This is a genomic window from Kitasatospora sp. NPDC101235 (assembly GCF_044767505.1).
Classification (GTDB): domain Bacteria; phylum Actinomycetota; class Actinomycetes; order Streptomycetales; family Streptomycetaceae; genus Kitasatospora.
Genome location: NZ_JBIWNZ010000012.1, coordinates 109,231 through 133,586, shown reverse-complemented (window position 1 = coordinate 133,586; position 24,356 = coordinate 109,231). Strand labels below are relative to the sequence as shown.

General features: G+C 73.6%; 19 protein-coding genes. 11 read left to right on the top strand and 8 right to left on the bottom strand.

From position 1 onward, the window contains the following. The first annotated feature begins 489 nt into the window (after positions 1–489). The 6 genes from ACIRRH_RS21290 to ACIRRH_RS21265 all read left to right on the top strand — a co-directional run bounded on the left by ACIRRH_RS21290 (position 490) and on the right by ACIRRH_RS21265 (position 7,954). Positions 490–1,383 carry a class I SAM-dependent methyltransferase gene (locus ACIRRH_RS21290; protein WP_224279083.1) on the top strand — a complete coding sequence of 298 codons (894 nt, stop codon included), beginning with the start codon at positions 490–492 and terminating at the stop codon, positions 1,381–1,383. A 44-nt stretch (positions 1,384–1,427) separates the two neighbouring features. Continuing rightward, the gene (locus ACIRRH_RS21285; protein ID WP_403069527.1) at positions 1,428–3,152 is read left to right on the top strand and encodes a flavin-containing monooxygenase; all 1,725 of its coding nucleotides are present in this window, start codon (positions 1,428–1,430) and stop codon (positions 3,150–3,152) included. Positions 3,153–4,326: 1,174 nt separating this feature from the next. Beyond that, on the top strand, positions 4,327–5,805 hold the full coding sequence (locus tag ACIRRH_RS21280; protein ID WP_403069524.1) for an FAD-binding protein: 1,479 nt from the start codon (positions 4,327–4,329) through the stop codon (positions 5,803–5,805). Between the two features lie 69 nt (positions 5,806–5,874). Further along, positions 5,875–6,351 (top strand): hypothetical protein, encoded by a 477-nt coding sequence (locus ACIRRH_RS21275; protein WP_403069521.1) that lies wholly within the window; start codon positions 5,875–5,877, stop codon positions 6,349–6,351. A 36-nt stretch (positions 6,352–6,387) separates the two neighbouring features. Next, positions 6,388–7,281 (top strand): alpha/beta fold hydrolase, encoded by an 894-nt coding sequence (locus ACIRRH_RS21270; protein ID WP_403069518.1) that lies wholly within the window; start codon positions 6,388–6,390, stop codon positions 7,279–7,281. 7 nt (positions 7,282–7,288) lie between these two features. Next, entirely contained in the window at positions 7,289–7,954 is a 666-nt protein-coding gene (locus ACIRRH_RS21265; protein ID WP_403069515.1) for a 4'-phosphopantetheinyl transferase, read from the top strand. Between the two features lie 225 nt (positions 7,955–8,179). Here ACIRRH_RS21265 and ACIRRH_RS21260 read toward each other — a convergent pair whose 3' ends face one another. After that, positions 8,180–9,337 carry a GDSL-type esterase/lipase family protein gene (locus tag ACIRRH_RS21260; protein WP_403069512.1) on the bottom strand — a complete coding sequence of 386 codons (1,158 nt, stop codon included), beginning with the start codon at positions 9,335–9,337 and terminating at the stop codon, positions 8,180–8,182. A gap of 144 nt (positions 9,338–9,481) precedes the next feature. After that, on the bottom strand, positions 9,482–10,489 hold the full coding sequence (locus ACIRRH_RS21255; RefSeq protein ID WP_224283353.1) for an AraC family transcriptional regulator: 1,008 nt from the start codon (positions 10,487–10,489) through the stop codon (positions 9,482–9,484). Positions 10,490–10,691: 202 nt separating this feature from the next. Between ACIRRH_RS21255 and ACIRRH_RS21250 the strand changes: the two genes are divergently transcribed. Then, complete coding sequence (locus ACIRRH_RS21250) at positions 10,692–11,159, top strand: DUF1772 domain-containing protein (protein ID WP_403069509.1); 468 nt, start codon at positions 10,692–10,694, stop codon at positions 11,157–11,159. A gap of 70 nt (positions 11,160–11,229) precedes the next feature. Here the strand turns inward: ACIRRH_RS21250 and ACIRRH_RS21245 are convergent, their stop codons facing one another. The 3 genes from ACIRRH_RS21245 to ACIRRH_RS21235 all read right to left on the bottom strand — a co-directional run bounded on the left by ACIRRH_RS21245 (position 11,230) and on the right by ACIRRH_RS21235 (position 13,722). Next, complete coding sequence (locus tag ACIRRH_RS21245) at positions 11,230–11,925, bottom strand: polysaccharide deacetylase family protein (protein ID WP_403069506.1); 696 nt, start codon at positions 11,923–11,925, stop codon at positions 11,230–11,232. A gap of 177 nt (positions 11,926–12,102) precedes the next feature. Then, positions 12,103–12,705: a DUF1772 domain-containing protein gene (locus tag ACIRRH_RS21240; RefSeq protein ID WP_403069503.1), complete on the bottom strand. Its 603-nt coding sequence runs from the start codon at positions 12,703–12,705 to the stop codon at positions 12,103–12,105. Between the two features lie 180 nt (positions 12,706–12,885). Further along, the gene (locus tag ACIRRH_RS21235; RefSeq protein WP_403069500.1) at positions 12,886–13,722 is read right to left on the bottom strand and encodes an NmrA family transcriptional regulator; all 837 of its coding nucleotides are present in this window, start codon (positions 13,720–13,722) and stop codon (positions 12,886–12,888) included. Between the two features lie 362 nt (positions 13,723–14,084). Here ACIRRH_RS21235 and ACIRRH_RS21230 point away from each other — a divergent pair, with 362 nt between their 5' ends. From ACIRRH_RS21230 to ACIRRH_RS21220, 3 genes are all read left to right on the top strand, one after another. Next, positions 14,085–15,458, top strand: a complete 1,374-nt coding sequence (locus tag ACIRRH_RS21230; RefSeq protein ID WP_403069497.1) for a hypothetical protein — start codon at positions 14,085–14,087, stop codon at positions 15,456–15,458. Between the two features lie 63 nt (positions 15,459–15,521). Continuing rightward, positions 15,522–16,745, top strand: coding sequence for an AAA family ATPase (locus ACIRRH_RS21225; protein ID WP_403069494.1), 1,224 nt, complete (start codon positions 15,522–15,524; stop codon positions 16,743–16,745). A gap of 56 nt (positions 16,746–16,801) precedes the next feature. Further along, the gene (locus tag ACIRRH_RS21220) at positions 16,802–18,043 is read left to right on the top strand and encodes a VWA-like domain-containing protein (protein WP_403069879.1); all 1,242 of its coding nucleotides are present in this window, start codon (positions 16,802–16,804) and stop codon (positions 18,041–18,043) included. A gap of 44 nt (positions 18,044–18,087) precedes the next feature. On the opposite strand, the gene ACIRRH_RS21215 is transcribed toward ACIRRH_RS21220, so the two are convergent. Next, positions 18,088–18,921, bottom strand: coding sequence for an NAD(P)H-binding protein (locus tag ACIRRH_RS21215; protein WP_403069491.1), 834 nt, complete (start codon positions 18,919–18,921; stop codon positions 18,088–18,090). A 180-nt stretch (positions 18,922–19,101) separates the two neighbouring features. Between ACIRRH_RS21215 and ACIRRH_RS21210 the strand changes: the two genes are divergently transcribed. Beyond that, positions 19,102–19,578 (top strand): hypothetical protein, encoded by a 477-nt coding sequence (locus tag ACIRRH_RS21210; RefSeq protein ID WP_403069489.1) that lies wholly within the window; start codon positions 19,102–19,104, stop codon positions 19,576–19,578. A 50-nt stretch (positions 19,579–19,628) separates the two neighbouring features. Here the strand turns inward: ACIRRH_RS21210 and ACIRRH_RS21205 are convergent, their stop codons facing one another. Both ACIRRH_RS21205 and ACIRRH_RS21200 read right to left on the bottom strand, forming a co-directional pair. After that, the gene (locus ACIRRH_RS21205; protein WP_403069486.1) at positions 19,629–22,469 is read right to left on the bottom strand and encodes a condensation domain-containing protein; all 2,841 of its coding nucleotides are present in this window, start codon (positions 22,467–22,469) and stop codon (positions 19,629–19,631) included. Continuing rightward, positions 22,466–24,346, bottom strand: coding sequence for a non-ribosomal peptide synthetase (locus tag ACIRRH_RS21200; protein WP_403069484.1), 1,881 nt, complete (start codon positions 24,344–24,346; stop codon positions 22,466–22,468). Before ACIRRH_RS21200 ends, ACIRRH_RS21205 begins: the two co-directional genes overlap by 4 nt. Positions 24,347–24,356: the final 10 nt, after the last annotated feature.

The following is a 24,356-nucleotide window of genomic DNA, read 5'->3' as shown; positions in this document are numbered from 1 at the left end:
ACCGCAGCCAGGTTCACAGGAACCACCGCACACCGGGCGGCACCAACGGCCCGGGAACGGCGGCCGACCGGGCACACCACCCGGTCCCGCAAGACACCAAGAACACCGCACGGCCCGGCCGTTCACCCCGGGCAGCACCAACCACCCGCGTTCAACCCGGGCAGTGTCAACCACCCGGGAGAACAACCCCGTTCGACACGAACCACCGCCGCACACCGGGCAGCACCACAGCCGCCCGGGGACGGCAGGCACCAAGGCCTCGGCCCGACAGGGCCGCCCACCCCGGCCGGCACCGCCGGTCCGGACCCGGACAAGAACACAGCCCGACCGGGCAACCGGATCGGCCGCACGGCAACCATGCCGAAGGCCGTGGCGGCCAGGCCCACCCGGCTCCACCGGGCCGGCCGCCCGCCACGGCCCGGCCCGCCCGCCGTTGCGCATCCCGTCCGACCACCCATTCCACAACCGTCAACCGAGGGGCCCCATCCCATGACCACCGTCGAAGCCCGCTCCATCAACCCCGACGTCGAGGCCATCCGCCACCACTACGAGGTCCCCAACGAGCTCTACCGGCTCATCCTGGGCCCCACCATGATGTACTCCGGCGGCTACTGGGAGGACGGCGAGGACCTCGTCGCCGTCCTCGACGAGGCCCAGGAACGCAAGCTCGACGCCTTCACCGACCTCGCCCGCGCCGCCCACACCGACTCCGTCCTGGACATCGGCTGCGGCTGGGGCACCATGCTCAACCGCCTCACCACCGTCCACGGCGTCAAGAAGGCCGTCGGCGTCACCCTCTCCCGCACCCAGGCCGACTTCGTCGACGCCCTCGCCAACCCCGCCATCGAAGCCCGCGTCGAAAGCTGGGAAGACCACCGCCTCGCCGACGGCCAGGCCCCCTACGACGCCGCGTTCTGCATCAACGCCCTCGAACACTTCGTGCTCTCCTCCCTCACCCCCAAGGAGCGCACCCAGCGCTACCGCGTCTTCTTCAAGCAGGTCCACTCCCTGCTCAAGCCCGGCGCCCGCTTCGTCCTGCACACCATGACCGTCGAGAACCCCCCGCTGCGCCGCCAGCTCCTGGACGACCTCAAGTTCCTCCAGCGCGAGGAGTTCGAAGGCTGCCACATCCCGCGCCTGCCCGAACTCGCCGCCGGCCTCGACGGCCTCTTCGAGGTCACCGAGATCCGCAACGAACCCGAGTCCTTCGCCCGCGCCTGCCGCGCCTGGCTCCAGCTCCTGGCCGCCCGCCGCGACGAAGCCGTCACCATGACCGACGAGACCACCGTCGCCCGCTTCGAGCGCTACCTCGACATCTTCGCCTACACCCTCGAAGACCACATCTTCAACAACTTCCGCGTCACCCTCACCCGCCGCGCCTGACCCCCAGGCCCACCGAGGACACCCCAGAAGAGGACACCGACGCCATGACCACCACCCCCGCCCCCAACCGCACCACCACCAGCCACCCCACCACCGCCACCGGCACCGGCACCGGCACCGGCACCGCCGCAGCGGCCCCCGCCACCACCCCGGCGGCGGGGGTGGCCCCCACCCCCACCAACACCACCACCGGCACAGCCGCCACGGGCACCACCGGCACCACGGACACCACGACCGCCGCCGCGGGCACCGGCACGACCGCCGCCACCCACCCCGGCGCCGACCTCGCCGTACGCCACCTCAAAGTCGCCGTCATCGGCGCCGGCATCTCCGGCCTCGGCACCGCCATCGGCCTCCTGCGCGCCGGCATCAACGACTTCCTCGTCTTCGAACGCGCCCAGGACCTCGGCGGCACCTGGCGCGACAACACCTACCCCGGCTGCGCCTGCGACGTCCAGGCCCACCTCTACTCCTTCTCCTTCGCCCGCAACCCCGAATGGAAGTCCACCTTCGCCACCCAGGCCGAAGTCCACGCCTACCTCAAGGACTGCGCCACCCGCTACGGCGTCGACCCCCACCTGCGCTACGACCACGAACTCCTCGACGCCACCTGGAACGACACCCACCACCACTGGGACATCCGCACCAAACACGGCCGCTACACCGCCCAGGTCCTCGTCACCGGCACCGGCTACCTCTCCGACCCCGCCATCCCCGACCTGCCCGGCCTCGACACCTTCACCGGCACCGTCTTCCACTCCTCCCGCTGGCGCCACGACCACGACCTCACCGGCCGCAACGTCGCCGTCATCGGCACCGGCGCCTCCGCCATCCAGTTCGTCCCCGCCATCCAACCCGACGTCGCCCGCCTCGACCTCTACCAGCGCACACCCCCCTGGGTCGCCGCCAAACCCGACAAACCCAACACCCCCCGCCACACCTGGATGCTGCGCCACCTCCCCGGCTACCAGCGCTTCCGCCGCGCCTTCAACAAACACGGCCGCGAAATCGTCGCGTTCTTCATGTCCCGCCCCTCCCGCACCACCGGCATGAAGAACATGGCCGCCGGCCACCTCAAGAAATCCGTCACCGACCCCGCCCTGCGCAAACGCCTCACCCCCGACTACACCGTCGGCTGCAAACGCCTCCTCTTCTCCAACACCTGGTACCCCGCCATCCAGCAACCCAACGTCGACATCATCTCCGACACCATCACCCACATCGGCCCCACCCACATCACCACCGCCGACGGCACCCGACGCGACATCGACACCATCATCCTCGCCACCGGCTTCACCGCCACCGACCGCCCCATCGCCCGCCTCATCCACGGCCGCAACGGACACACCCTCGCCGACACCTGGAACACCCACGGCATGACCGCCCACCGCGGCACCACCATCCACGGCTTCCCCAACCTCTTCATGATCCTCGGCCCCAACACCACCCTCGGCCACTCCTCCCAAACCGTCATGATCGAAGCCCAGATCACCTACATCCTCGCCGCCCTCAAAACCCTCCACACCCACCACCTCACCACCCTCGACGTCCACCCCGAAGCCCAGAAGACCTACAACCACACCCTCCAAACCCGCCTCAAAAACACCGTCTGGAACACCGGCGGCTGCCACAGCTGGTACACCGACACCCAAGGCAACAACCCCTCCATCTGGCCCACCTACACCTGGCGCTTCCACCACCAAACCCGCACCTTCGACCTCACCAACTACCAAACCGCCACCCACACCAACCACACCACCACCCCCTAACACCCCCCACCCACCCACCAGCCACCACCACCGCCACACGGCACCGCCACACGGCACGGCACGGCACGGCCGACAAAGCCGGCACAGCCAACAGGAACGACAGGACCAGCAGAGCCGGTGAGACCGACACGAGCGATACGGCCGGCAGGGCTGGTGAGACCGACAGGTGGGGCCGGTGCGATCAATACGGCCGGCAGGGCTGGTGAGACCGACAGGTGGGGCCGGTGCGACCGGTAGGACCGGCGGCCGGTGCGGCCGGCAGGGCCGACAGGACAGGCAGATGGGGCCAATCGGGCCGGCAGGAACGGTGCGGTCAGCAGAAACGACGGCCCATGCGATCGGTACAGCCAGGAGGACCGGCACGACCGATGGCCCGGTACAGCCGCCAGGCAAGCAGCCGGCCCCGCACCAGCACAACCGGCTCAGCCAGTAAGGCCGGTAGGGCCGACGGGGCCGGTGCGATCAGTACAGCCGGCAGGGCTGGTGAGACCGACAGGTGGGGCCGGTGCGATCAGTACAGCCGGCAGGGCTGGTGAGACCGACAGGTGGGGCCGGTACAGCCGGTAGGACCGGCGGCCGGTGCGGCCGGCAGGGCCGACAGGGCAGGCAGATGGGGCCAATCGGGCCGGCAGGAACGGTGCGGTCAGCAGAAACGACGGCCCATGCGATCGGTACAGCCAGGAGGACCGGCACGACCGATGGCCCGGTACAGCCGCCAGGCAAGCAGCCGGCCCCGCACCAGCACAACCGGCTCAGCCAGTAAGGCCGGTAGGGCCGACGGGGCCGGTGCGATCAGTACGACTGGCAGGGCTGATGAGGCCGGTACAGCCGGCAGATGGGACCGGTGCGATCAGTCCGAAGGCCCGGACACCGACCGGCCGACCCGGCCCGGCCCAGCGGCCCCGAGACCACCCGCACCACCGCGCCGCCACCGCAGCCCCGCCCGCCCAGGGCAACACCATCACCACCCGCCCGGCACCACCCGCCCGAAACCACCCGGCACCCACCACAACCAGCCCCAAACAAACGGGACTTCAGGAACCGCCCACCCAAAGCGGCCACCCCCCAGCCCCCGAACCGGAGGCCACACCAACCCGGCCCGCCCACGCCCCTGCCCACGACCTACCGACAATCCACCACCTCGTCCACGCCATCCACCAGGAGGCCACCCCGCATGAACCGCCCCGCCCTGTCCAGGCGCGCCCTGCTCACCGGCGCCGCCGCCACCGTCATCGGCTTCAACACCACCACCCGCACCTGGGCCACCACCAACACCCCCACACCCCCCGGCTGCATCACCCCCCTGCCCCCCATCCAGGGCACCCTCACCACCAACACCACCACCCGCACCGCCTACGCCCAGGACTTCGGCCGCCTCACCACCACCACCCCCTACGCCGTCCTCAACCCCGCCGGCGCCCCCGACATCGCCACCATCATCAACTTCGCCCGCCGCAACCAACTCAAAGTCGCCATGAACGGCCAAAGCGGCACCGGAAACGACCTCGAATCACACTCCAACTACGGCCAAGCCGGCGTCGCCGGCGGCATCAGCATCAACGCCCGCGCCCTCAACCGCATCCACACCATCACCCCCACCAACGCCACCGTCGACGCCGGCGTCACCTGGGCCCAACTCACCGAAGCCGCCCTCACCCAAAACCTCACACCCCCCTGCCTCACCGACTACCTCCACCTGTCCATCGGCGGCACCATCAGCGTCGGCGGCATCGGCTCCACCGTCCACAAACACGGCCTCCAAGCCGACACCGTCGAATCCATCGAAATCGTCACCGGCACCGGCCGCATCCTCACCGCCTCCCCCACCCGCAACCCCGACCTCTTCCACACCGCCCTCGCCGGCGCCGGCCAAGTCGGCATCATCACCCGCGCCACCGTCAAACTCGTCCCCGCCCCCCAAAACGCCCGCGTCTTCACCCTCACCTACGACAACCAGAACACCTTCCTCACCGACCAACAAACCCTCCTCGCCGACGGCCGCTTCCCCTCCCAAGTCGGCGAAATCCTCATCCAACCCACCGGCCAACCCCCCCGCTACAAAATCGAAGCCGTCGCCCACTACAACGGCACCACACCCCCCGACCCCACCCCCCTCCTCACCGGCCTCAACCCCACCACCACCGACATCACCGACCAGACCTACCGCGAATACACCTACCGCGCCGACACCTTCGCCGACACCATCAAAAACCTCGGCTACTGGAACGCCCCCAAACCCTGGCTCTCCCTCTTCCTCCCCGCCTCCACCACCCCCACCTTCCTCACCGAAGCCCTCCCCCACATCACCCCCGACGACATCGGCGCCGGCCTCCTCCTCTGCTACCCCTTCCACACCAACAAACTCACCCACCCCCTCGCCATCACCCCCACCGAACCCATCACCTACCTCTTCGACTTCCTCGCCTTCCCCCACCCCGACACCAACCCCACCCCCGCCCTCACCCGCAACCGCACCCTCTACAACCGCGCCACCCAACTCGGCGCAAAACGCTACCTCGTCGGCGCCATCCCCAACATGACCCCCACCGACTGGCAAAACCACTACGGCCCCCACTGGACCACCCTCACCACCGCCAAAAACACCTACGACCCCACCCACACCCTCACCCCCGGCCAAAACATCTTCCCCTAACACCCACAACCACCCCCCACCCACCAAAACCCCCAACCCACCAACCCCCCACCCACCGAAAGGCCCCCCATGCACACCATCCACCACACCGACCAAACCCTCCTCAACCACCCCACCCACACCGTCTGGAACGCCCTCATCAACGAACTCAACGGCACCACCACCTGGTGGCACCCCCACAACACCCACCAACCCGGCCCCACCGCCCCCCACCACCCAGGCGGCACCACCACAACCACCATCCACACAAACGGAATCGGCAAACCCGGCCCCAAACTCCACTTCACCTCCACCACCACCCACATCACCCCCCACACCCAACTCACCCAAACCCACACCGGCCACTTCCACGGCACCACCACCTACACCCTCACCCCCCACAACAACAACACCCAAACCCAACTCACCATCACCTTCACCACCACACCCCACCACCTCGCCAAACTCCTCAACAAACTCACCAACCTCACCACCAAACACACCACCGCCACCCAAAACGCCCTCACCAACCTCCACCACCACCTCAACAACCAAAACCCCGAATAGAAGAACCGAAAACAACACCGGAAAAGGAGGCCCCCCGTGACCATCACCGAAATCCCCGCGCTCCCCGCCCAGCACGCCGTCACCACCACCGACCACGCCGCGACCACCGACGATCACGCGCACCTCGCCATCACGGTCCACCAGCCGGGCGAGCCCGACCCGAGCCGGCCGCTGGTGCTGCTCGTCCACGGCTGGGCCGCCTCCCGGACCGTGTGGCACGCCACCGCGCACCAGCTCGCGGCGGCCGGACACACGGTGGCCACGTACGACCAGCGGGGTCACGCCTCGTCGACGTCCGGGCGGGAGCCGATCAGCATCGAGCGGCTGGCGCGGGACCTGGACATCGTCGTGGGGACGCTCACCACGCCGGAGCGGCCGGTCGTGGTGGTGGGGCACTCCGGCGGGGGGTACGCGGCACTGGCCTGGGCGGCGGGGCTGTCCGCCGGGCGGGGTGGCGCAACCAGCAAGCGGCTGGCGGGGCTTGTGCTCGTGTCGACCGCTTCGCACGGGCAGAACACCCCGGCGAACGAGGTCAAGATGATGGGGTCGAAGCTGTTCAGCCGGGCGCTGCGGACCCCGTGGCTGGGACGCCGGCTGCTCGGGGGCACGCACGGACCGGGCGCCTCGCTGCCGGCGCGGGAGGCCAACCGTCGGCTGTTCGCCGCCACCTTGCCGGCGACCCGGGCGGCCTGTTTCGCGTCGACCCAGGAGATGGACCAGCGCGCCGGCCTGGCCGGGATCACTGCGCCGACCGCGGTCATCACCGGCACCGAGGACAAGATCGTGAAGCCCGTGTTCAGCCAGGAGCTCGTCTCGGCGCTGCCGCACGCCGAGCTGCACCGGATTCCCGACGCCGGCCACATGGTGCCGTTGGAGACTCCGCAGCACATCGCGCACCACACTCACCTGCTGGTCACGGCCGGCCGCTGACACGACCGTGACCACCACCGCCCCGGCCGGCGTCCTGGCCGCGCTGCTCCCGCCCCACGTCCACTGTGCCGAGGCCTTCGGCGCCCCGGCCGAGGCCCGGCTGCTGCCGCTGGAGGCGGCGTACATCCACGACCGATCGCCGCGCCGCCGCCGGCAGTTCGCCACCGCCCGGATGCTCGCCCGCCAGGCCCTCGGTGCTCTCGGGCACCCGCCGGTGCCGCTGCTGCCCGGGCCGGGAGGGGCGCCCCGGTGGCCGGCGGGCGTCACGGGCAGCATCACCCACACGGACGGGTACACGGCCTGCGCCGTCGCGGGCACCGGGGACCTCGCCTCGCTCGGGATCGACGCCGAGCCCGCCCGGCCGCTCCCCCGGGGTGTGCTCCAGCTGGTCGGCAGTGAAGCCGAGCGGAGTGGGCTGGCCGTGCTGCCCGGGGGCTGCGTCCCGTGGGACACCGTCCTGTTCAGCGCCAAGGAGGCCACCTACAAGGCCGTCCATCCGCTGACCGGCACCTGGGCGCCGCTCGCGGCCATCTCCGTCACCGTGCACGCCGACGGCACCTTCACGGCCCGGCACCCGCACCATCCCGCCGTCCGCACCGGCTCCTGGGTCGTGCACCGCGGCACGGTCGTCACCGCGCTCGCGCTCCCGCCGTACCGGGCGGCCGCCGCCTGAGGACTCCGGTGGCGGTTCGAGCGCCCGTGACGCCCGTAGCCGTGCGAGCGCGCTCACTCCACGTGCCCCGCCCCTCGCCCGGCATCGGCACGGCTGATGCCGGCCGGGGCGTGGCTGTGGGGTTTCGCGTCGTTCACGCGTTCGTGCTGCGGTTGGCGAGTCTGGCCGCCCTGCTGCGCAACGGCTTCACCGTCGGCTCCACCGACGGGACTTGGCGGACGCGGCTCACGGGGCCAGCGCGCCGCCGGGGGTGAGGGCGAGTCGGGCGAAGCGCTCCGCGATGAGCCGGTGGGCCTCCGGGGAGGGGTGGAGGCCGTCGGGGAGCGGGTGGGCGTCGTGGTCGGGCTCGCCGTAGAGGGCCAGGCCGTCCAGGTGGTGCAGATGGTGGTCGCCGTCGGCCCGGCGCTGGGCGACGATGCGGGCCAGTTCTTCGCGGATGACGGTGAGGGTGAGCCGGCCGGCGGAGACTTCGGCGGGGTCACCGGTGGCGCGGAAGCGCAGGGTGCCGCTGCTGAAGTCGGTGGCGAGCGGGCCCGGCACGGATTCGTGGAGCGGGCAGAGCAGCGGGGAGACGACCAGCAGCGGTGTGGTCGGGTGGCCGTCCCGGATGGTGTCCAGGAAGCCGTGGACGGCCGGGGTGAAGGCACGGAGCCGCATCAGGTCGCTGTTCACGAGGTTGATGCCGAGTTTGAGGCTGATCAGGTCCGCTGCGGTGTCGCGGATGGCACGTGCGGTGAAGGGGTCGAGCATGGCGCCGCCGCCGAAGCCGAGGTTGGTCAGGTCCAGCCCGGCGCTGTTGGCCACCAGGGCGGGCCAGGTGCCGGTGGGGTGGGCGGCGTTGGAGCCTTGGCTGATCGAACTGCCGTGGTGCAGCCAGCGCTTGCGGGTGCCGGTCGGGATCGGCTGAATCGGTGCGTCGGTGTCGAGGGCGATCAGCTCGGTGGTCTCGGTGTGCGGGAGCCAGATCTCGACGGTCTTGTCCCGCTCCGGCAGGCCGGTGAACCGGGCGCTGCCGGACGGTCCTTCGGTCAGTTCGAAGCGGCCGGTGGCGAGGTCGACGGTGCGCAGGTTGCCGCCGGGAATGCCGGCTTGCGCGGTGAGCAGGCCGTCCACGAGGAGGTCGTGGACACCGTCCGGGATGTTCGGGACGCCCGGGTAGGCGCGTTTGGTGGGGACGGCGTGCAGCGTGATCGTGGTGGCGCGGGTGCGGAAGGCCAGCCGGACACCGGAGGGCTGGGACTCGGCCATCGCGAGCTGCTCGTCCGGGATCTGCCGGCGGGCACCGGCGGGCAGGCGGTGCGGCAGCAGGCCACGGCGGGTGTGTTCGACGTCGAGGTGGCCGTGGAGGAGGTCCTCGGTGACGGGGATGGTGATCGTGGTCATGGTGCTCTTCGGGTCGTTGGGTCGTCGGGTCGTCACAGAAGTCGGATGGGTCGCATGAGTCGCATGCCCCGCATGACTCGTCCGAGAGGCCGATCAACCAGTCGTAACGGCCGGGGTGGCGGGCCGCGCAGGAGAACGGCCCGGTCAGCCCGCCAGGATCACCGTCTCCGCCGGCCCCGAGAAGCCCGCCGGCTGCGCGGGGGCGCCCGTGGCGGCCAGTCGGCGGTGCTCCTGCGGGCTGATGCCGCGAACCCGCTTGAACGCCGCCGAGAGGGCGAAGGCGTTGCTGTAGCCGACCTTGCGGGCGGCGAAGGCGACGGTGCACTCGGGCTCGCGCAGCAGGTCGGCGGCGACCGCCAGGCGCCAGCCCGCCAGGTAGGCCATCGGGGGCTCGCCGACCAGGGCGGTGAAGCGGCGGGCCAGGCCGGCGCGGGAGACCCCGACCTGCTGGGCCAGCTCGGCGACCGTCCAGGCGGTGGCGGGGTCGTCGTGCATCAGCCGCAGCACCGGGCCGACCACCGGGTCGTGCTGGGCGCGGTACCAGGCGGGGGCGCCGGAGTCGGGGGCGGCCAGCCAGGCGCGCAGCACGGAGACCACCAGGAGGTCCAGGATGCGGTCCAGGACGAGCTCCTGGCCGGGCTCGTTGCGCCCTATCTCGGCGGCCAGCAGGTGCACCAGGGTGTCGTCGGCGCCGGTGCCGGCCGGACGGACCAGCAGCGCGGGCAGGCAGCCGAGCAGCCGCTGGCCGATCTCGTGCTCGGCCTGGTAGGTGCCGGACAGCACCACCGAGGAGGCCTGGTCGCCCTCCCGGCCCTGGCCCCAGGTCCGGACGCCGAGCGACATCACCTCGGAGACGTCCACCCCGCCCTTGGTGCAGACCTGGCCCGGGCCGACGATCACGTCCACCGGGGTGTCCGGGTCGTCCGCCACGGTGTACGGCTCCGGGCCGCGCACGATCGCCACGTCCCCGGGGTGCAGCAGCAGCGGGGTGCCGCGCTCGGGCAGGATCCAGGCGTCGCCGCGGACCATCGTCACCACCGAGAGCGGAGCCCGGTCCTCGATCCGCAGCGACCACGGCGGGGTGAGGATGGAGCGCAGCAGGAACGCGCCGCGGGCCTTGGGCCCGTCGAGGAGTCCCGTCAGAGTGTCCATGCCGTCAAGTGTAGACGGCAGGACATCATTTGACGTCATGTCATTTGAGGAACTCTTGAGCGATCGAGGTGGCCCGCGCCGCTCAAATGCCGGATGATCTGCCCACGGGGTACGGACTGGACACGGCGACTGCGGTACCGCGATACCGACAGCGAGAAGTGAGGGGCTCACGACGATGGAAACGGCACGCACACTCGTCCTGGTGGCGGCCACTGTCACCTGTGGACTGACCGCAGGACTGTTCTACGGCTACTCGTGCTCGGTCATGCCCGCGCTCGCGCGGGTCGAGGACCGGACCTTCATCGAGGTCATGCAGCGCGTCAACGTGGCGATCCTGAACGGCTGGTTCGTCCTCGGCTTCGTCGGCGCCCTGCTCGCCACTGCGGCCGCGGTCGCCCTGCACCTGCCCTCGGACGGGCACGACGTCCTGCCCGTGACCATCGCCGCGCTGGTGCTGTACGTCGCGATGATCGGGGTCACCCGCTCGGTCAACATCCCGCTGAACGACGAGCTCGAAGCCGCCGGTTCGGCCCAGCGGATCACCGACCCGGCCGCGGTGCGCAGCCGGTTCGAGGCCCGCTGGGTGCGCTTCAACGTGCTGCGCGCCCTGCTGTCGACCGGCGCGCTCGCCTGCCTCGCCTGGGCGCTCGTCCTCAACGGGCGGAGCTGACCGGGCCCGGACCCGCCCGACGGGCAGGCCCGACCGCGCCGCCCGTACCCGCCACCCTCTGCGGCCGGACTCAGCCGCAGAGGGTGGCGAAGCCGTACCCGCGGGCCTTGAGCGTGGAGATGATCGCCGGCAGCGCGGCCACCGTCTGGCTGCGGTCGCCTCCGCCGTCGTGCAGCAGGATCACCGAGCCGGGCCGGACGTTGTTCAGCACCCGCGACCGGATCGCGGCCGTACCGGGGCGGGACCAGTCCGCCGGGTCCACCGACCAGAGCACGACCTGCTTGCCGAGCGCCGCGGCCTTCGAGCGCACCGTGCTGTTGACCGCGCCGTACGGCGGGCGCAGGCAGCTCGGGGTGCGGCCGGTCTGCGCACGGATGGCCTTGTCCGTGTCGGCCACCTGCGCGTTGAGCGCGGCGGCGGAGAGCTTGCGCAGGTCCGGGTGCGACCAGGAGTGGTTCTGCACGCTGTGGCCCCGCCTGGCGACCTGCGCGGTCACCGAGGGGTGGGCGGCGACGTTCTGCCCGATCTCGAAGAAGGTCGCGCGCACTCCGTACCGGTCGAGCGTCGCCAGGACCTTGGGGGTGTAGGCGGGGCTGGGGCCGTCGTCGAAGGTCAGGTAGACCACCTTGCCGCCCTTGGTGCCGGCCGCCTCCGCGTCCGCGGCGGGCAGTGCGACCGCCGCTCCCGCCGCCAGGGCCACGACGAGCGCGCCGATCGCGGTCCTGAGCCTGCCAACTGCCTTGCGCCTGCCGGATCGTACGGACATGCCTGCTCCTTGCGGTCGGAACTCCCGTGCACCGGCCAGTCTGCTCCTGACGGCCCGTCCGCCGCGACCCGCCGTCGGTCGCGAGCGAACGGAATCGGCCAGCCGGGCACCGGGTGCCGCCGGCATGCCGAAGGCCCCCGACGGGATTCCGTCGGGGGCGGTGGGCGGGGGCGGCGTTCAGCGCTCCGCGCGGCCGTGCAGCACCAGGGAGCGGGTCAGCGCGAGCAGACCGCCGGTGCAGAGCGCGGTGCGGAGCATGTTGACCGGCACCCAGGTGTCCGCGAACTTGGCCCGCACGGCGGCGAGGTCGTGGATCTGCGACGCGTCACCGGCCGCCGCCAGCTCGTTGTTCAGCGGGATGTTGACGCCCATGGTGACGATCAGCGCCACCACGTACAGCGCCGTCGCGGCCGCCGCCCACAACGCGGCCCGGCGCCGGCCGGCCTTGTGCTGGAGCCAGGCGGCGATGCCGGTGGCGAGGAAGGCGCCGATGAAGACCAGGCCGAACAGCCCGTTCCCGTCGATCGACTTGTTGATGTGCTGCATCGCCGTCACGTAGGTCCCGTCGTCGCCCGCCGCCAGGCCCGGCATCACCGAGACGTCGAAGGCGAAGAACAGGCCGGCCATCAGGCCCATCGCGATGGTGGCGCCCACCAGGAGCGGCCCGGCGGCCTTGCTCCGGGTGGCGGGCACGGCCGGGGCCGTGCCACCCGGCGCGAGGCCGGTGAAGGACTGTGCAGCGGTGTAGGAAGCAGGGGTCGCGGTCTGATTCGAGCGCATCGGTATTCCTTCGGTCTCCCCGGTCCCCGCCCGACGCGGGGACCCTCCCGGTGTCCGGGCCGCCGGCCTCCTCACCGCTCCCCGGCCGCGGCCGGGTGGTCGGTCAGGTGGTCGGCGCCGCCCGGCACCGACGATCAGCTGGACTGCCGTACGGACGGCAGGTGTTGCCCTTCTGGCTGGTCACGCCTTCCACACGCCCGAGGCGGCGGCCTCGCGGGCGTAGTCGGCGAAGTCCCGCGGCTCACGACCCAGCGCCCGCCGCACACCGTCGCCCAGCGACGCGTTGCGACCGTCCAGGATCATCGAGAACAGCTCCGCGAAGTCCGCCGGCAGCCCCGCCGCCTCCAACACCTCCCGGTACGCCTCCTGCGAGACCGCCTCGAACCGCACCTCACGCCCCACCGCCGCCGACAGCTCCACCGCCACGTCCGCGAACGACAGCAACCGCGGCCCCGTCAGCTCGTACACCTCCCCCGCGTGCCCCGCCTCCGTCAACGCCGCCACCGCCACGTCCGCGATGTCCTCCGCGTCCACGAACGGCTCCACCGCACCACCCACCGGCAACGCCAACTCCCCCGCCAGCACCGGCTCCAGGAAGAACGACTCACTGAAGTTCTGGTTGAACCACGCGCACCGCACCACCGTCCACGCGGCCCCCGACTCCATCACCGCCTTCTCCCCCGCCTCCGCGGCCTCCTCGCCACGACCCGACAGCAGCACCAGCCGGCCCACCCCGCGCTGCGCCGCCAGCCGCGAGAACGCCCCCACCGCCTCCACCGCACCCGGGAACGCCAGATCCGGGTAGTACGTGAGGTACGCCGCACTCACACCCTCCAGCGCCCCCTCCCACGTCCCCTCGTCATGCCAGTCGAACGGCACCGCACCCGAACGCGAACCCACCCGCACCTCGTAACCCCGGGCCGCCAGCCGGTCCGCCACCCGGCGACCCGTCTTCCCCGTCCCGCCGACCACCAGCACAACACCGGACTCGACCGCGAGATCCACCACACCAGCCATCACAATCACCCTCACTCGGAGTAGGAGCCTGTTCGGATCGTCGGACCCGCCGGGGTTCCGTGAACCCTGCGCGTCCGTCCTCGTGTCCACCAGTCAAGGCCACTCCGGGCCGGCGAACCATAGCCTCCGCACTCAGTTCCATGCGCGAGCGTCTACGCACCGCCGCGCCCCTCCGCCCTCCACCAGAACACACCCAAGCCGCCACGAACCACCCGTCTCGACCCGGCCTCCAGTGGCCCTTGAGCACCCGGCCGCAGAGCGGAACGGTGTGGCGGGCAGCGGTGCGGGGCGCTATGCTCCCCGGCGATGACCACTCACGCTGCTCACAGAATGGGGGTCCCGTCCGCGAAGAGTGCATGCTGATGCCCACTCACCCCGCGCACGGGAACGACTCCCGCCTCTCCTTCTGGCGGCGCGTACGCGAGTACGCCGTGCCGCCCTCCATGATCGAAACCTCCACCGCCCGCCGCCTGACCGGCGACTGGGCCGGGGCCTGCGCCGCGGCCAACGTCGAGGTCGACTTCCGCCTGCGGGACGTCGCCCGCGTCCACGGCCGGGAGCTCGCCGACCGGCTGCGGGCCGATCTCCGTTGCCTCGCACCGGACTTGCTGCGCTGGCACCTGCCGAGGTCCGCCCCGGACGGGCTGCTTCGGCCCGGGCTCACCGTACCGCTGGCCCGCTACCCGGGTGAGTCGCCGGTCGTCCTGGTGGTCCGCACGCCGCCCGCCTGGGCGGAGTACGGCCAGCGGGTCGGCCTGGCGCTCTGGGACGGCTCCGGAGGCGACGGCCGGTCTCCGCACCCGCGTCCGCGCCCCAGCCGCCGGTTCCGCTACGACCTGCACCGGCACCTCTGGGACGCCGGGCGCAGTACGGAGCTGGCCGTCCGGGCCGGTACGGGCGACCCGCCAACGGGCCCGCCGGGTACGGACCTTGGCGATCCGACGCGACGTTGCGCCGTCGACCGCTGGGCCGCCGAGGCCGACCTGCTGCTGCGCGCTGACGGGCGCCCGGCCGGGCCCGTCGTGGTGCGGCTCGGGCGTCGGCAGCGGCTGCTGCTCGGGCCGGACGGGACGACGGCGCAGGCCTTTGGGGACACCTCGGGGCTGCCGCTGCTCCCCGATGTCGCGACCTGGGTGCCGCCCGACCTCGACCTGCTCCGCAGCGGTGCGATCGAGGCCGACCGGCTGCATCCGCTGGTGGCGGCCGCGCTGGCGCCCGGGCATCCGCCCCGGGCGCAGGCGGCGACGCGGCCCCGGCCCCACCGGCTGGTGGACTGCCGAGGGGCGCGGCACCGGATCGGGCTGGTCGACGGGGTGCTCACCCCGCTCGACCACGACCCAGCCGAGCTGCGCCGTGAAAAGCTGCTGGCCGCCCTGTCCGGCACCCCGCTGCCCTGCCTTCGGGCGATCGACCTCACGCACCGCAGGCCGGACCAACTGGCCGGTGTGCGCGAGCGGTTGGACCACGGCGACACCGCCGGGGCACTGGCCGAGGTCGAGGCCCTGCTCGGCCCGGAGGCGGTGCTGCGCGACGGACCGCTCCGCGACGAGCTGGCGGCGGCGGCCGAACGGCGGATCGCCTACGGCCTCTACCGGGCGGGTCTGACCGGGCCCGAGCTCATCAACTACCCGTTGCCACGCGTGCGCCACAGCTCGCGCCCGGACGGCGCGGCCTTCCGCCCGCGCCCGCACCACGCCTCGTTCCGGGCCCGCCCACGCCTGGCCTCGCTCCGCTGATGGCGGCGCCGGCCGCCCAGCGCTGAAAACCCATCCGCACCACACGCCTTGAGGTGATCACCCATGCCCGTCCGCACGCCCGAAGCCGCCCGCCTCGACGTCGCCCGGCAGCTGCTCGACCTGCTGGCCGACACCACCACCGAACCGCGCGCCGACAACCAGCTGGAGGCGCTCACCCTGGCCGTCGCCGCCGACCTGCCCGTCCTGCTCTGGGGCGAGCCCGGCATCGGCAAGACCGCCGCACTCAACCAGCTCGCCGAGGCCCTCGAACTGCCGCTGACCACGGTGATCGCCAGCGTCCACGAGCCCTCCGACTTCTCCGGGCTGCCCATCGTCGGCGACGACCCGGCGCAGCAGGGCGTCCCGATGGCCCCGCCGGACTGGGCCGTCCGGCTGGTGCGGGCCGGACACGGGCTGCTGTTCCTGGACGAGCTGTCCACCGCGCCGCCCGCCGTCCAGGCCGCACTGCTCCGGCTGGTCCTGGAACGGCGCATCGGCACGCTGCAACTCCCGCCCGGCGTCAGGATCGTGGCCGCCGCCAACCCGCGCTCCTCGGCGGCCGACGGCTGGGAGCTCAGCCCGCCGCTGGCCAACCGCTTCGTCCACCTCCAGTGGACGCATGACCACGAGGTGGTGGTGCGCGGGCTCCGTGGCGTCTGGCCGGTGGCCACGCTGCCCCGGCTCGACCCGCAGGCACTGCCGGCGGCCGTCGCACTCGCCCGGCGCTCGGTGTGCGGGCTGCTGGCCGCCCGCCCCGAACTGGTGCACCGGCTGCCCACCACCGAGACCCGGCGCGGCGGCGCCTGGCCGTCCCCGCGCAGCTGGGACATGGCGCTGCGGCTGGTCGCCTTCGCGACCGCCGCCGGCTCCTCCCGGGAGGTGCTGTCCCTGCTGGTGCGCGGCGCCGTCGGCGACGGCCCGGGCCTGGAGCTGATGGCACACATGGACCGGATGGACCTGCCGGACCCGGAGGACCTGCTCGCCGACCCGGCCGGCGCGGTGCTGCCCGAACGCGGGGACCTGCGCCAGGCCGTGCTGGACGGGGTGGTCGCGGCGGTCCGCAGCCAGCCGGACCGGGCGCGTTGGGACGCGGCCTGGGCGCTGCTGGTCCGGGCGCTGGAGGCCGGCGCGCCGGACCTGCTGGTCGTCCCGGCCACCACGCTGGCCTCGCTGCGCCGGGAGGACTGGGACGTGCCGGCGACGATCGAACGGCTCACCCCGGCGCTGGCGGTCTCCCGCCGGGCCGACCTCGTCGGCGCGCTGAAGCCGCGGACGGTGCAGCGGTGAGCGGCACGGTGGGCACGGCGACGAGCGACAAGGAGGGCGCGGCGACGAGCCGCACGGTGGGCAGCACAGCGAGCGCGCCGCCCGCACCACTGGACGTCGAGAAGCTGTACGCCGCCCGGCTGTACGCCGCCCGGGTCCGGCCGTACCTGGCGACGGCGCTGTTCGCGCTCCACCTGGTGGAGTCCCGGCAGGTGCCAACCATGGCCGTGGACCGCTACTGGCGCTGCTACGCCTCGCCCGCCTTCGTCGCCCGCACCCCGGTGGAGCACCTGGCCGGCGTCTGGGTGCACGAGGTCTCGCACCTGCTGCGCGACCACCACGGGCGCGGCGACCGCCTCGCCCGCGAACTGGGCCTGGAGGGCCCGGCCGCCCGGCTGCGGATGAACATCGCCGCCGACTGCGAGATCAACGACGACGTGTACGGGGACGGGCTGGCCCGCCCGCCCGGCGCCGTCCGGCCGGACATGCTCCTGCTGCCGGACGGGCTGCTCATGGAGGAGTACCTGCGCCGGCACCTCTTCCACCCGCGCAACCGGGAGGCGGCCTGGCTGGACTGCGGCAGCGGCGCCGACGGCCTGGACCGCCCGTGGGAGCTCGGCCCGGACGGCGCCCACGGGCTCACCGCCCAGGAGTGCGACGCCGTCCGCTTCCGGGTCGCCGAGGGCATCCGGGCCCGCCCGGGCTGCGCCCCGGCCGGCTGGAAGCGCTGGGCCGAGGAGGCGTTCCACCCACCGCAGCCGTGGCGGCAGCTGCTGGGCGCGGCCGTGCGCTCGGCGGTCTCCGGCCCCGGCGCGGGCGAGGACTACAGCTACGGCCGCCCCGCCCGCCGCTCGGCCGGGGTGCCGGGCGTGCTGCTGCCGAGCCTGCGGCGGCGCCCGCCGCGGGTCTCGGTGATCATCGACACGTCCGGCTCGGTCTCGGACGACGAGCTGGGCAGCGCGCTGCTGGAGGTCGCGGCGATCGGCCGGGCGGTCGGCGGCCGCCGCGACCAGGTCACCGTGGTCCCCTGCGACGCGGCCGCCCGGACCGTCCACCAGCTCTGCCGGGCCGAGGGCATCCCACTGATCGGCGGCGGCGGCACCGACCTGCGCACCGGCTTCCGCGCCGCCCTGCGCAGCCATCCCCGCCCGGACGTGGTGGTGGTCCTGACCGACGGGCAGACCCCCTGGCCCTCCGCCGCCCCGCCCTGCCGCACGGTGGTCGGCCTCTTCCCGAGGCCGAGCCGGTACGACGAGGACCAGGAGGACTACCGCCCGGACAGCCCGCCGGAGTGGGCCCGCGTGGTGACCATCGGCTGAGCGCCCGGTGCCGGCCGGGGCGTGTCCGAGCAGTGCGGGGCTCGTCAGCGGAAGGCCGCGAGGTTCTCGGCGACCCAGCGGTGGAACGGCCTGGCGGGGGATCCGGTGACCCTTTCGACGGTGTGGCGCACCTCCAGCAGCCCGTCGTTGACGTCCCCGCCCGTGACATCCAGCACCGCATCCGCGGCCTCGGCCCCCAGGACCGTGGACATCTGCCGGTGGGCCTCCTCCCGGCCGATCTCCGCGAAGGGCACCTCCCGCCCCAGAGCCGCCGCGATGGCCTCCACCTGCTGCCGGGCCGTCACCCGCTCCGGGCCGGTCAGCGCGTACGTCCGTCCCCGGTGGCCGGGCCCGGTCAACGCCACCCGCGCCACCGCCGCGATGTCCGCGGGGTGGACCGTGGGCAGCCCGGTGTCCGCGTACGGCACGCGGACCGTCCCCCGCGCGCGGACCGTCGACGCCCACCACAGGGCGTTGGAGGCGAACTGGGTCGGCCGGAGGACGGTCCACGCCATGCCGCTGTCCTTGAGCAACTGCTCGACGGCCGCGTTCTCGCGGGCGGGGCCCAGGTGCGGATGCGTCTGGACGGTGACGGACGACACCAGCACCACGTGCTCGGCGCCCGCCCGCCGGGCGGCGTCGAGGATGCCGGCGTCGGAGCCGATCCGCGACACCAGGAACAGCGAGCGCACCCCGTCGAGGGCGGGCACCAGGGAGGCCGGGTCGGCGAGGTCGCCCTCGCGCACCTCCACGCCCTCGGGGAACCGGGCCCGGGTGCCGTCACGGGTGAGGCCCCGGAGGGGGCCGGCCCCGCGGTCCCGCAGCCCCTCCAGCAGGGGGCGTCCGATGTTGCCGGTGGCCCCGGTCACGAGAATCATGCAGCTAATCCTGGCGCTTGACGGTTGATCAGGTGAAGGCTAGGAGCTCAAGCGGGCTTGAGGTCAAGGAGGTCAAGGAGGTCACCGGCACGGTGTCGGGAGCCGCCGGGCCCGCCGTCCGGGAGCCGTGCGACCATCGGGCGGGCAAAGGACCACGGCAGGACGGAAGAGGGAACCTCGGTGACCGAGACAGCAGCGGCCGGTACGGAGGGCTTCGAGCCGGACGAGCACGTGCGGTTCGCACGGTACCGCCGGGCCTTCGCCGACGTGGCACCCGAGGACGCGGCCGCCCTCGCGGCCCGGGTGCTCACCGACCCCGAGCGCTCGATGGCGAGCTGCGCGGTCTGCGAGTACCTGGACCGGCGGGCGGCGGAGCTGCTGACGGACCCGGGCTTCCCGGCCTGGCGGCGGGAGCTGGCGGACCTCGTGGCGGCCGACGCCTTCTCCCTGCGGCGCCTACGGGACTGGGCACTGCTGCGGGCGATAACCCTGGACGAGCCGTGGGAGGAGGAGCAGTTGCTCACGGCGGACAACTGGCTCCAGGCGCACCTCGCCGAGAAGTCGGCCGCCCGGGCCGTCGTGAGCCTCCTCGCCGAGAGCGGCCGCACCCGACGAAGCCGCCACATCGCGGCCTCCCGCCTGCGGCGGATCCGCTAGCGCGGGCGGAGGAGTCCGGCAGCTGGACTCCTCCGCCCGCGGTCGGGGGGTCAGCGGACCATGGCCGCCAGGACGCTGCGCCAGTCCTCGCCGGGTTCGGGGGCGAGGCGGTCGGCCAGGGTGTCCGCCCGGTAGTGCCAGGGGCGGCGGAGTTCCTCGTCGGCGTCGGGGGTGGCGGTGACCGGGCTGTCGGAGCCGATCAGACGGACCAGTTCGGTGCTGAAGTCGGCCCAGGAGACGTGTCCGCTCACCGCGTTGACGACCCGGCCGGCGGCGGGGTGGTCCGGGGCGAGGCAGGCCGTGAGGGCGCGGGCCAGGGCGGCGGCGTGCACCCAGGAGGCTCCGTACCACTCCTCCGATTCCGGCAGGCCGATCGGTCGGCCGGCCAGGGCAGCCTGGTAGAGGGCGCCGGTGGAGCCCCAACGGAGCTGGTCGCGCAGGCGGTGGTGCGGGCCCCAGACGATCGGGGAGCGGACGGCGACGGCCTGGCCCCGACCGGTGGCGGCGGCCTCGAAGAGGATCCGCTCGCAGTCCAGCTTGGCCTGCCCGTACGGGGTGACGGGCGCGTCGCTGGGGCTGCCCTCGGCAACCTCGGTGCCCGTCGGGCGGCCGTACGCGTCGATGCTGCTGACGAAGACGAACGGGCCGCCCCGCCAGCCGTCGACCAGCGCGCGCATCGCGGCGAGGTCGGTGGCGTGGTCGGTGAAGGTGCAGGCGGAGTGGATGACGGCGTCGGCGCCCTCGACCGCCCGGCGCAGGCTGTCGACGTCGCCGAGGTCGCCCTCCACCACCTCGGCGCCGTTCAGCGCGGGCAGGTGCGCGGACTCGGGCCGGACCAGCACCCGGACCGGCCGCCCCTGGGCCATCAGCTCCTGGAGCACGGCCGCGCCGACCCCGCCGGTGGCGCCGGTGAGCAGGACGGTGCCGGTGCGGGCGCCGGTGGCCTGCGGGCGTGCGCCGGCCCGGGCGAGCGCGGCGCGACGCTCGTCGGCGCGGATGGCGAGCAGGACGGCGAGGGCGCGCGGGGTGCGCTGTTCCAGGATGTCGAGGCCGGTGAGCGGCAGCCCGGTGCGGGTGCGCAGGCGTTCGGCGAGCTGGACGGCGACCAGGGAGTGGCCGCCGAGGGCGAAGAAGTCGCCGTCGGCGGGCGGGGTCGCGCCGAGCAGTTCGCCGAACGCCTTCCGTACGGCGTCCAGAAGGCCCTCCTCCTGCGGGCCCACTGCCGGGGCGGCAGCGCCGGGCAGCGGGGTGGCGCCGGGCAGCCGGTCGCGGTCGGGGGTGCCGTCCGGGTGGCGGGGCAGCCGGTCCACCAGGGTGACCGCGAGCGGCAGTTCGCCGGCCGGGAGGCGTCCGCGCAGGGCGGCCCGCAGGGCGGTGCCGCTCGGGGTGACCGGCCCGCGCACCACCGCGTAGGCGAGCGGCGGGCCGTCGGGGTTCTCGACCACGGCCGCCTCGACCACCGCGGGGTCGGCCGACAGGGCTTCCACGACCGGGTGTTCGGCGGCCGCCAACCGCTCTCCGGGCAGTTCGGACAGCCGCCGTTCCGGGTCGCCGGCCACGGCGGTGAGCAGTTCGGCGAAGGCGCCGAGCAGCCGGGCGGCGGTGTCCGGGTCCAGCGCGTCCCGGTCGTGCTGCAGCAGGCAGCGCGGCGCCGGGCTGTCCTCCACCAGCAGGGTGAGGCCGAACTTGGCCAGCCCCAGGTCGAGTTCCACGTTCTCGGTGTCGAGGCCCGGCAGCACCAGCGGGTCGACGATCTGGACCAGGTCGCAGCTGACCGAGAGCAGCGGGGTGCCGTCCGCACCGCGTGCGGCCGCACCGAGCCGCTCGACCACCAGGTCGAGCGGCACCTCGTGGTGCTGCTGCGCGTCGAGCAGGGCGGTGCGGACCAGGCCGAGCAGTTCGACGAACGACGGGTCTCCGGACGGGTTCGCCCGCACGGCGAGGGTGTTGACCGCGAGTCCGACGGTCCGGCGGAACTCGGGCCGCGCCCGGTGGCCGCTGGCGCAGCCGAGGACGAGGTCGTCCTGCCCGGAGGCGATGCTCAGAGCGGCGAACGCGGCGGCCAGCACGACGGTGTACAGCGTGGCGCCGTGCCGCGCACCGAGGACGCGCAGCTGTTCCACCACGGCCGGCTCCAGCGGGGCGGCGTGCAGCGCGGCGCGGCGCTCCCGGGCGCCGGGCGGGACGGGCCGCAGCAGGGGCAGCGGCCGGGCGCCGGACAGCCTGGCCGCGAGGACGCCGGCGGTGGCCGTCAGCTCGGCCTCGCGGGCGCGCTCCTGCCGGGCGTAGTCGGCGTACGAGGGGGCCGGCGGCGGGAGCCGGTTCGGCACGCCGTCGCGCGCGGAGCGGTACAGCTCGGCGAGGTCCGAGGTGAGGAACGGCAGCGTGCCGCCGTCCACGGCGATGTGGTGGATGGTCAGCAGGAGCGTGTGGTCGTCGGGTCCGTGCCGCAGGAGCAGGGCCCGCAGCACCGGGCCGGTGGCGAGGTCGAACGGCCGGGCGGCCTCGGCGGCAAGCTGCTCGGGGCCGGTGGCGTCCAGGACCGGCAGCGGCACCGGGACGACCGGGTCGATCTGCTGGTACGGCTCGTCGCCCCGGCGCGGGTAGCGGGTGCGCAGGACGGCGTGCCGCTCGGTCAGGCCGGTGATCGCGGTGGCGAGGGCCGCGTGGTCGAGCGGGCCGCGCAGCCGGGTGGCGAGCGGCACGTTGTAGAGCGCGCCGCCCTGGCCGAGGTGGTCCATCAGCCACATCCGCTGCTGGGCGTGCGAGAGCGGGGCGGGGTCGGCCTCCGGTGCGGAGGTGGCGGCGGTGACGGCGGCGGTGGTGGCGGCGGTGGCGGCGCGGCGGTTGCGGGCGCGGCGCAGCAGGTCGCTCTGGTCGACGGTGCTCATCGGTCGCCTCCCGGGGTGTCGTCGGCGGCCCGCAGGGCGCGCTCCAGCAGCTCGGCCTGGGCGGCGACGGTCGGGTGGCCGAGGAAGTCGGCGAGCGACAGCTCGACCCCGAGGTCCTCGCGCAGGTCGTCCACCACCCACATGGCGAGCAGCGAGTGGCCGCCCTCGGCGAGGAAGTCGGCGGCCGGGTCGGTGATCGGGCGTTCCAGGGCCCGGCTCCACGCCTCGGCGACGACCTGCTGGATCGGGCCGAGCTCGGCGCCGGCGGACGGCTGCGCCTCGGCCTGCTCGTCGGCGGCCAGCGCCCGCCGGTCCACCTTTCCACTGCCGGTCAGCGGCAGCGCGGCAAGCACGGTCCAGGTGGTGGGCACCAGGTGGGCGGGCAGCTGCTGGGCCAGACGGGTGCGCAGTGCCTCGACGGCCGGGCGGGCGCCCTCGGCGAGCACCAGGCAGGCGGTGAGCGCGGCGTCGGCCTGCCCGGCCCGGCGGACCACGACCGCCGCCTCGGCGACCTCGGGCAGCTGGAGCAGCGCGTGCTCGACCTCCCCGGGTTCGATCCGGAAGCCGCGCACCTTGACCTGGTCGTCGGTGCGCCCGTGGTACTCCAGGGAGCCGTCCAGCAGTCGGCGGACCCGGTCGCCGCTGCGGTAGGCGCGGCCGATGCCCGGCAGCTCGCGGAAACGGTCGGCGGTCAGCTCCGGCCGGCCGAGGTAGCCGAGGGCCAGCCGGTCGCCGGCGATCCACAGTTCGCCGACGCTGCCCGGCGCCACCGGCGCGAGCTGCTCGTCCAGGACGTACGCGCGGGCACCGCCGAAGGTCCGGCCGATCGGGACGGAGCCGGCGCAGTCGGCCTGGGTGATCCAGTGCAGGGTGGTGAAGGTGGTGGCCTCGGTCGGCCCGTAGACGTTGACCAGTTCGAGCCAGGGGAAGGCCCGCAGCACGGCGCCCGCGTGCTCGGAGGAGATCGCCTCGCCGCCGACGGCCAGGGTGCGCAGCACACCGAAGACCCGGGAGCGCCGGGCGGCCAGGTGGTGGAAGAGCGCGGTGGTGAGGAAGACGGTGGTGACGCCGAAGCGCTCGACGTCACGGACCAGGTCCTCGGCACTGGGCCGCTCGCTCGGGGAGACGGCCACGGCGGCGCCGCGGGCGAGCGGGGCCCACAGTTCGAAGGTGGCGGCGTCGAAGGAGACGGTGGAGTGGAAGAGCACCCGGTCGCGCGGGCCGAGGGCGACCGCGTCCTCGGCGGTGACCAGGTCGGCGACGGCGCTGTGCGGGACGAGGACGCCCTTGGGGCGGCCGGTGGAGCCGGAGGTGTAGTAGAGCAGGGCGGGCGCGGCCGGGTCGGCGGCGTCGGGTGCCGTGCCGTCGGTGGCCTCGGTGCCGCGCTCGGTCAGCACCAGGGTGCGCTCCTCGGGGAGCCCGGCCTCGGCGAGCAGGCCCTTGTCGCCGAGGACGAGCCGGACGTCCGCGTCGGCGGTCATCTCGGCGATCCGCGGGCGCGGGTAGGCCGGGTCGAGCGGGACGACCAGTGCGCCGGCCCGCCAGACGGCGAGCTGGGCGACGACGAGCCGGGTCGAGCGGGCGCACAGCAGGCCGACGGCGCTGCCGGGGCCGATCCCCCGGGCAGCCAGGACGGCGGCCAACCGGCCTGCGGCGTCGGAGAGTTCGCGGTAGGTCAGGGCGGTGGAGCCGTCGGTCACGGCGAGCGCGTCGGGCCGGCGTTCGGCCTGCCGGGCGATCAGGGCGGGCAGCACGGGCAGGGCCTCGGCGGTCCGGTCGGACGGGGTCGCGCAGGCCGCTGGGTTCGTGCCGGCCGCAGGGCTCGTCGTGGTCACGGGGCTCGTGGTGGTCGCGGTGGACGTGGTCGCGGTGGTCATGGTGGTTCCC

What these genes read in the sequence shown, in the direction of transcription:
- ACIRRH_RS21290 (WP_224279083.1), top strand. Translation starts at nt 490, where the DNA reads ATGACCACCGTCGAAGCCCGCTCCATCAACCCCGACGTCGAGGCCATC.
- ACIRRH_RS21285 (WP_403069527.1), top strand. Translation starts at nt 1,428, where the DNA reads ATGACCACCACCCCCGCCCCCAACCGCACCACCACCAGCCACCCCACC.
- ACIRRH_RS21280 (WP_403069524.1), top strand. Translation starts at nt 4,327, where the DNA reads ATGAACCGCCCCGCCCTGTCCAGGCGCGCCCTGCTCACCGGCGCCGCC.
- ACIRRH_RS21275 (WP_403069521.1), top strand. Translation starts at nt 5,875, where the DNA reads ATGCACACCATCCACCACACCGACCAAACCCTCCTCAACCACCCCACC.
- ACIRRH_RS21260 (WP_403069512.1), bottom strand. Translation starts at nt 9,337, where the DNA reads ATGACCACGATCACCATCCCCGTCACCGAGGACCTCCTCCACGGCCAC.
- ACIRRH_RS21255 (WP_224283353.1), bottom strand. Translation starts at nt 10,489, where the DNA reads ATGGACACTCTGACGGGACTCCTCGACGGGCCCAAGGCCCGCGGCGCG.
- ACIRRH_RS21245 (WP_403069506.1), bottom strand. Translation starts at nt 11,925, where the DNA reads ATGTCCGTACGATCCGGCAGGCGCAAGGCAGTTGGCAGGCTCAGGACC.
- ACIRRH_RS21240 (WP_403069503.1), bottom strand. Translation starts at nt 12,705, where the DNA reads ATGCGCTCGAATCAGACCGCGACCCCTGCTTCCTACACCGCTGCACAG.
- ACIRRH_RS21235 (WP_403069500.1), bottom strand. Translation starts at nt 13,722, where the DNA reads ATGGCTGGTGTGGTGGATCTCGCGGTCGAGTCCGGTGTTGTGCTGGTG.
- ACIRRH_RS21230 (WP_403069497.1), top strand. Translation starts at nt 14,085, where the DNA reads ATGCCCACTCACCCCGCGCACGGGAACGACTCCCGCCTCTCCTTCTGG.
- ACIRRH_RS21225 (WP_403069494.1), top strand. Translation starts at nt 15,522, where the DNA reads ATGCCCGTCCGCACGCCCGAAGCCGCCCGCCTCGACGTCGCCCGGCAG.
- ACIRRH_RS21215 (WP_403069491.1), bottom strand. Translation starts at nt 18,921, where the DNA reads ATGATTCTCGTGACCGGGGCCACCGGCAACATCGGACGCCCCCTGCTG.
- ACIRRH_RS21205 (WP_403069486.1), bottom strand. Translation starts at nt 22,469, where the DNA reads ATGAGCACCGTCGACCAGAGCGACCTGCTGCGCCGCGCCCGCAACCGC.
- ACIRRH_RS21200 (WP_403069484.1), bottom strand. Translation starts at nt 24,346, where the DNA reads ATGACCACCGCGACCACGTCCACCGCGACCACCACGAGCCCCGTGACC.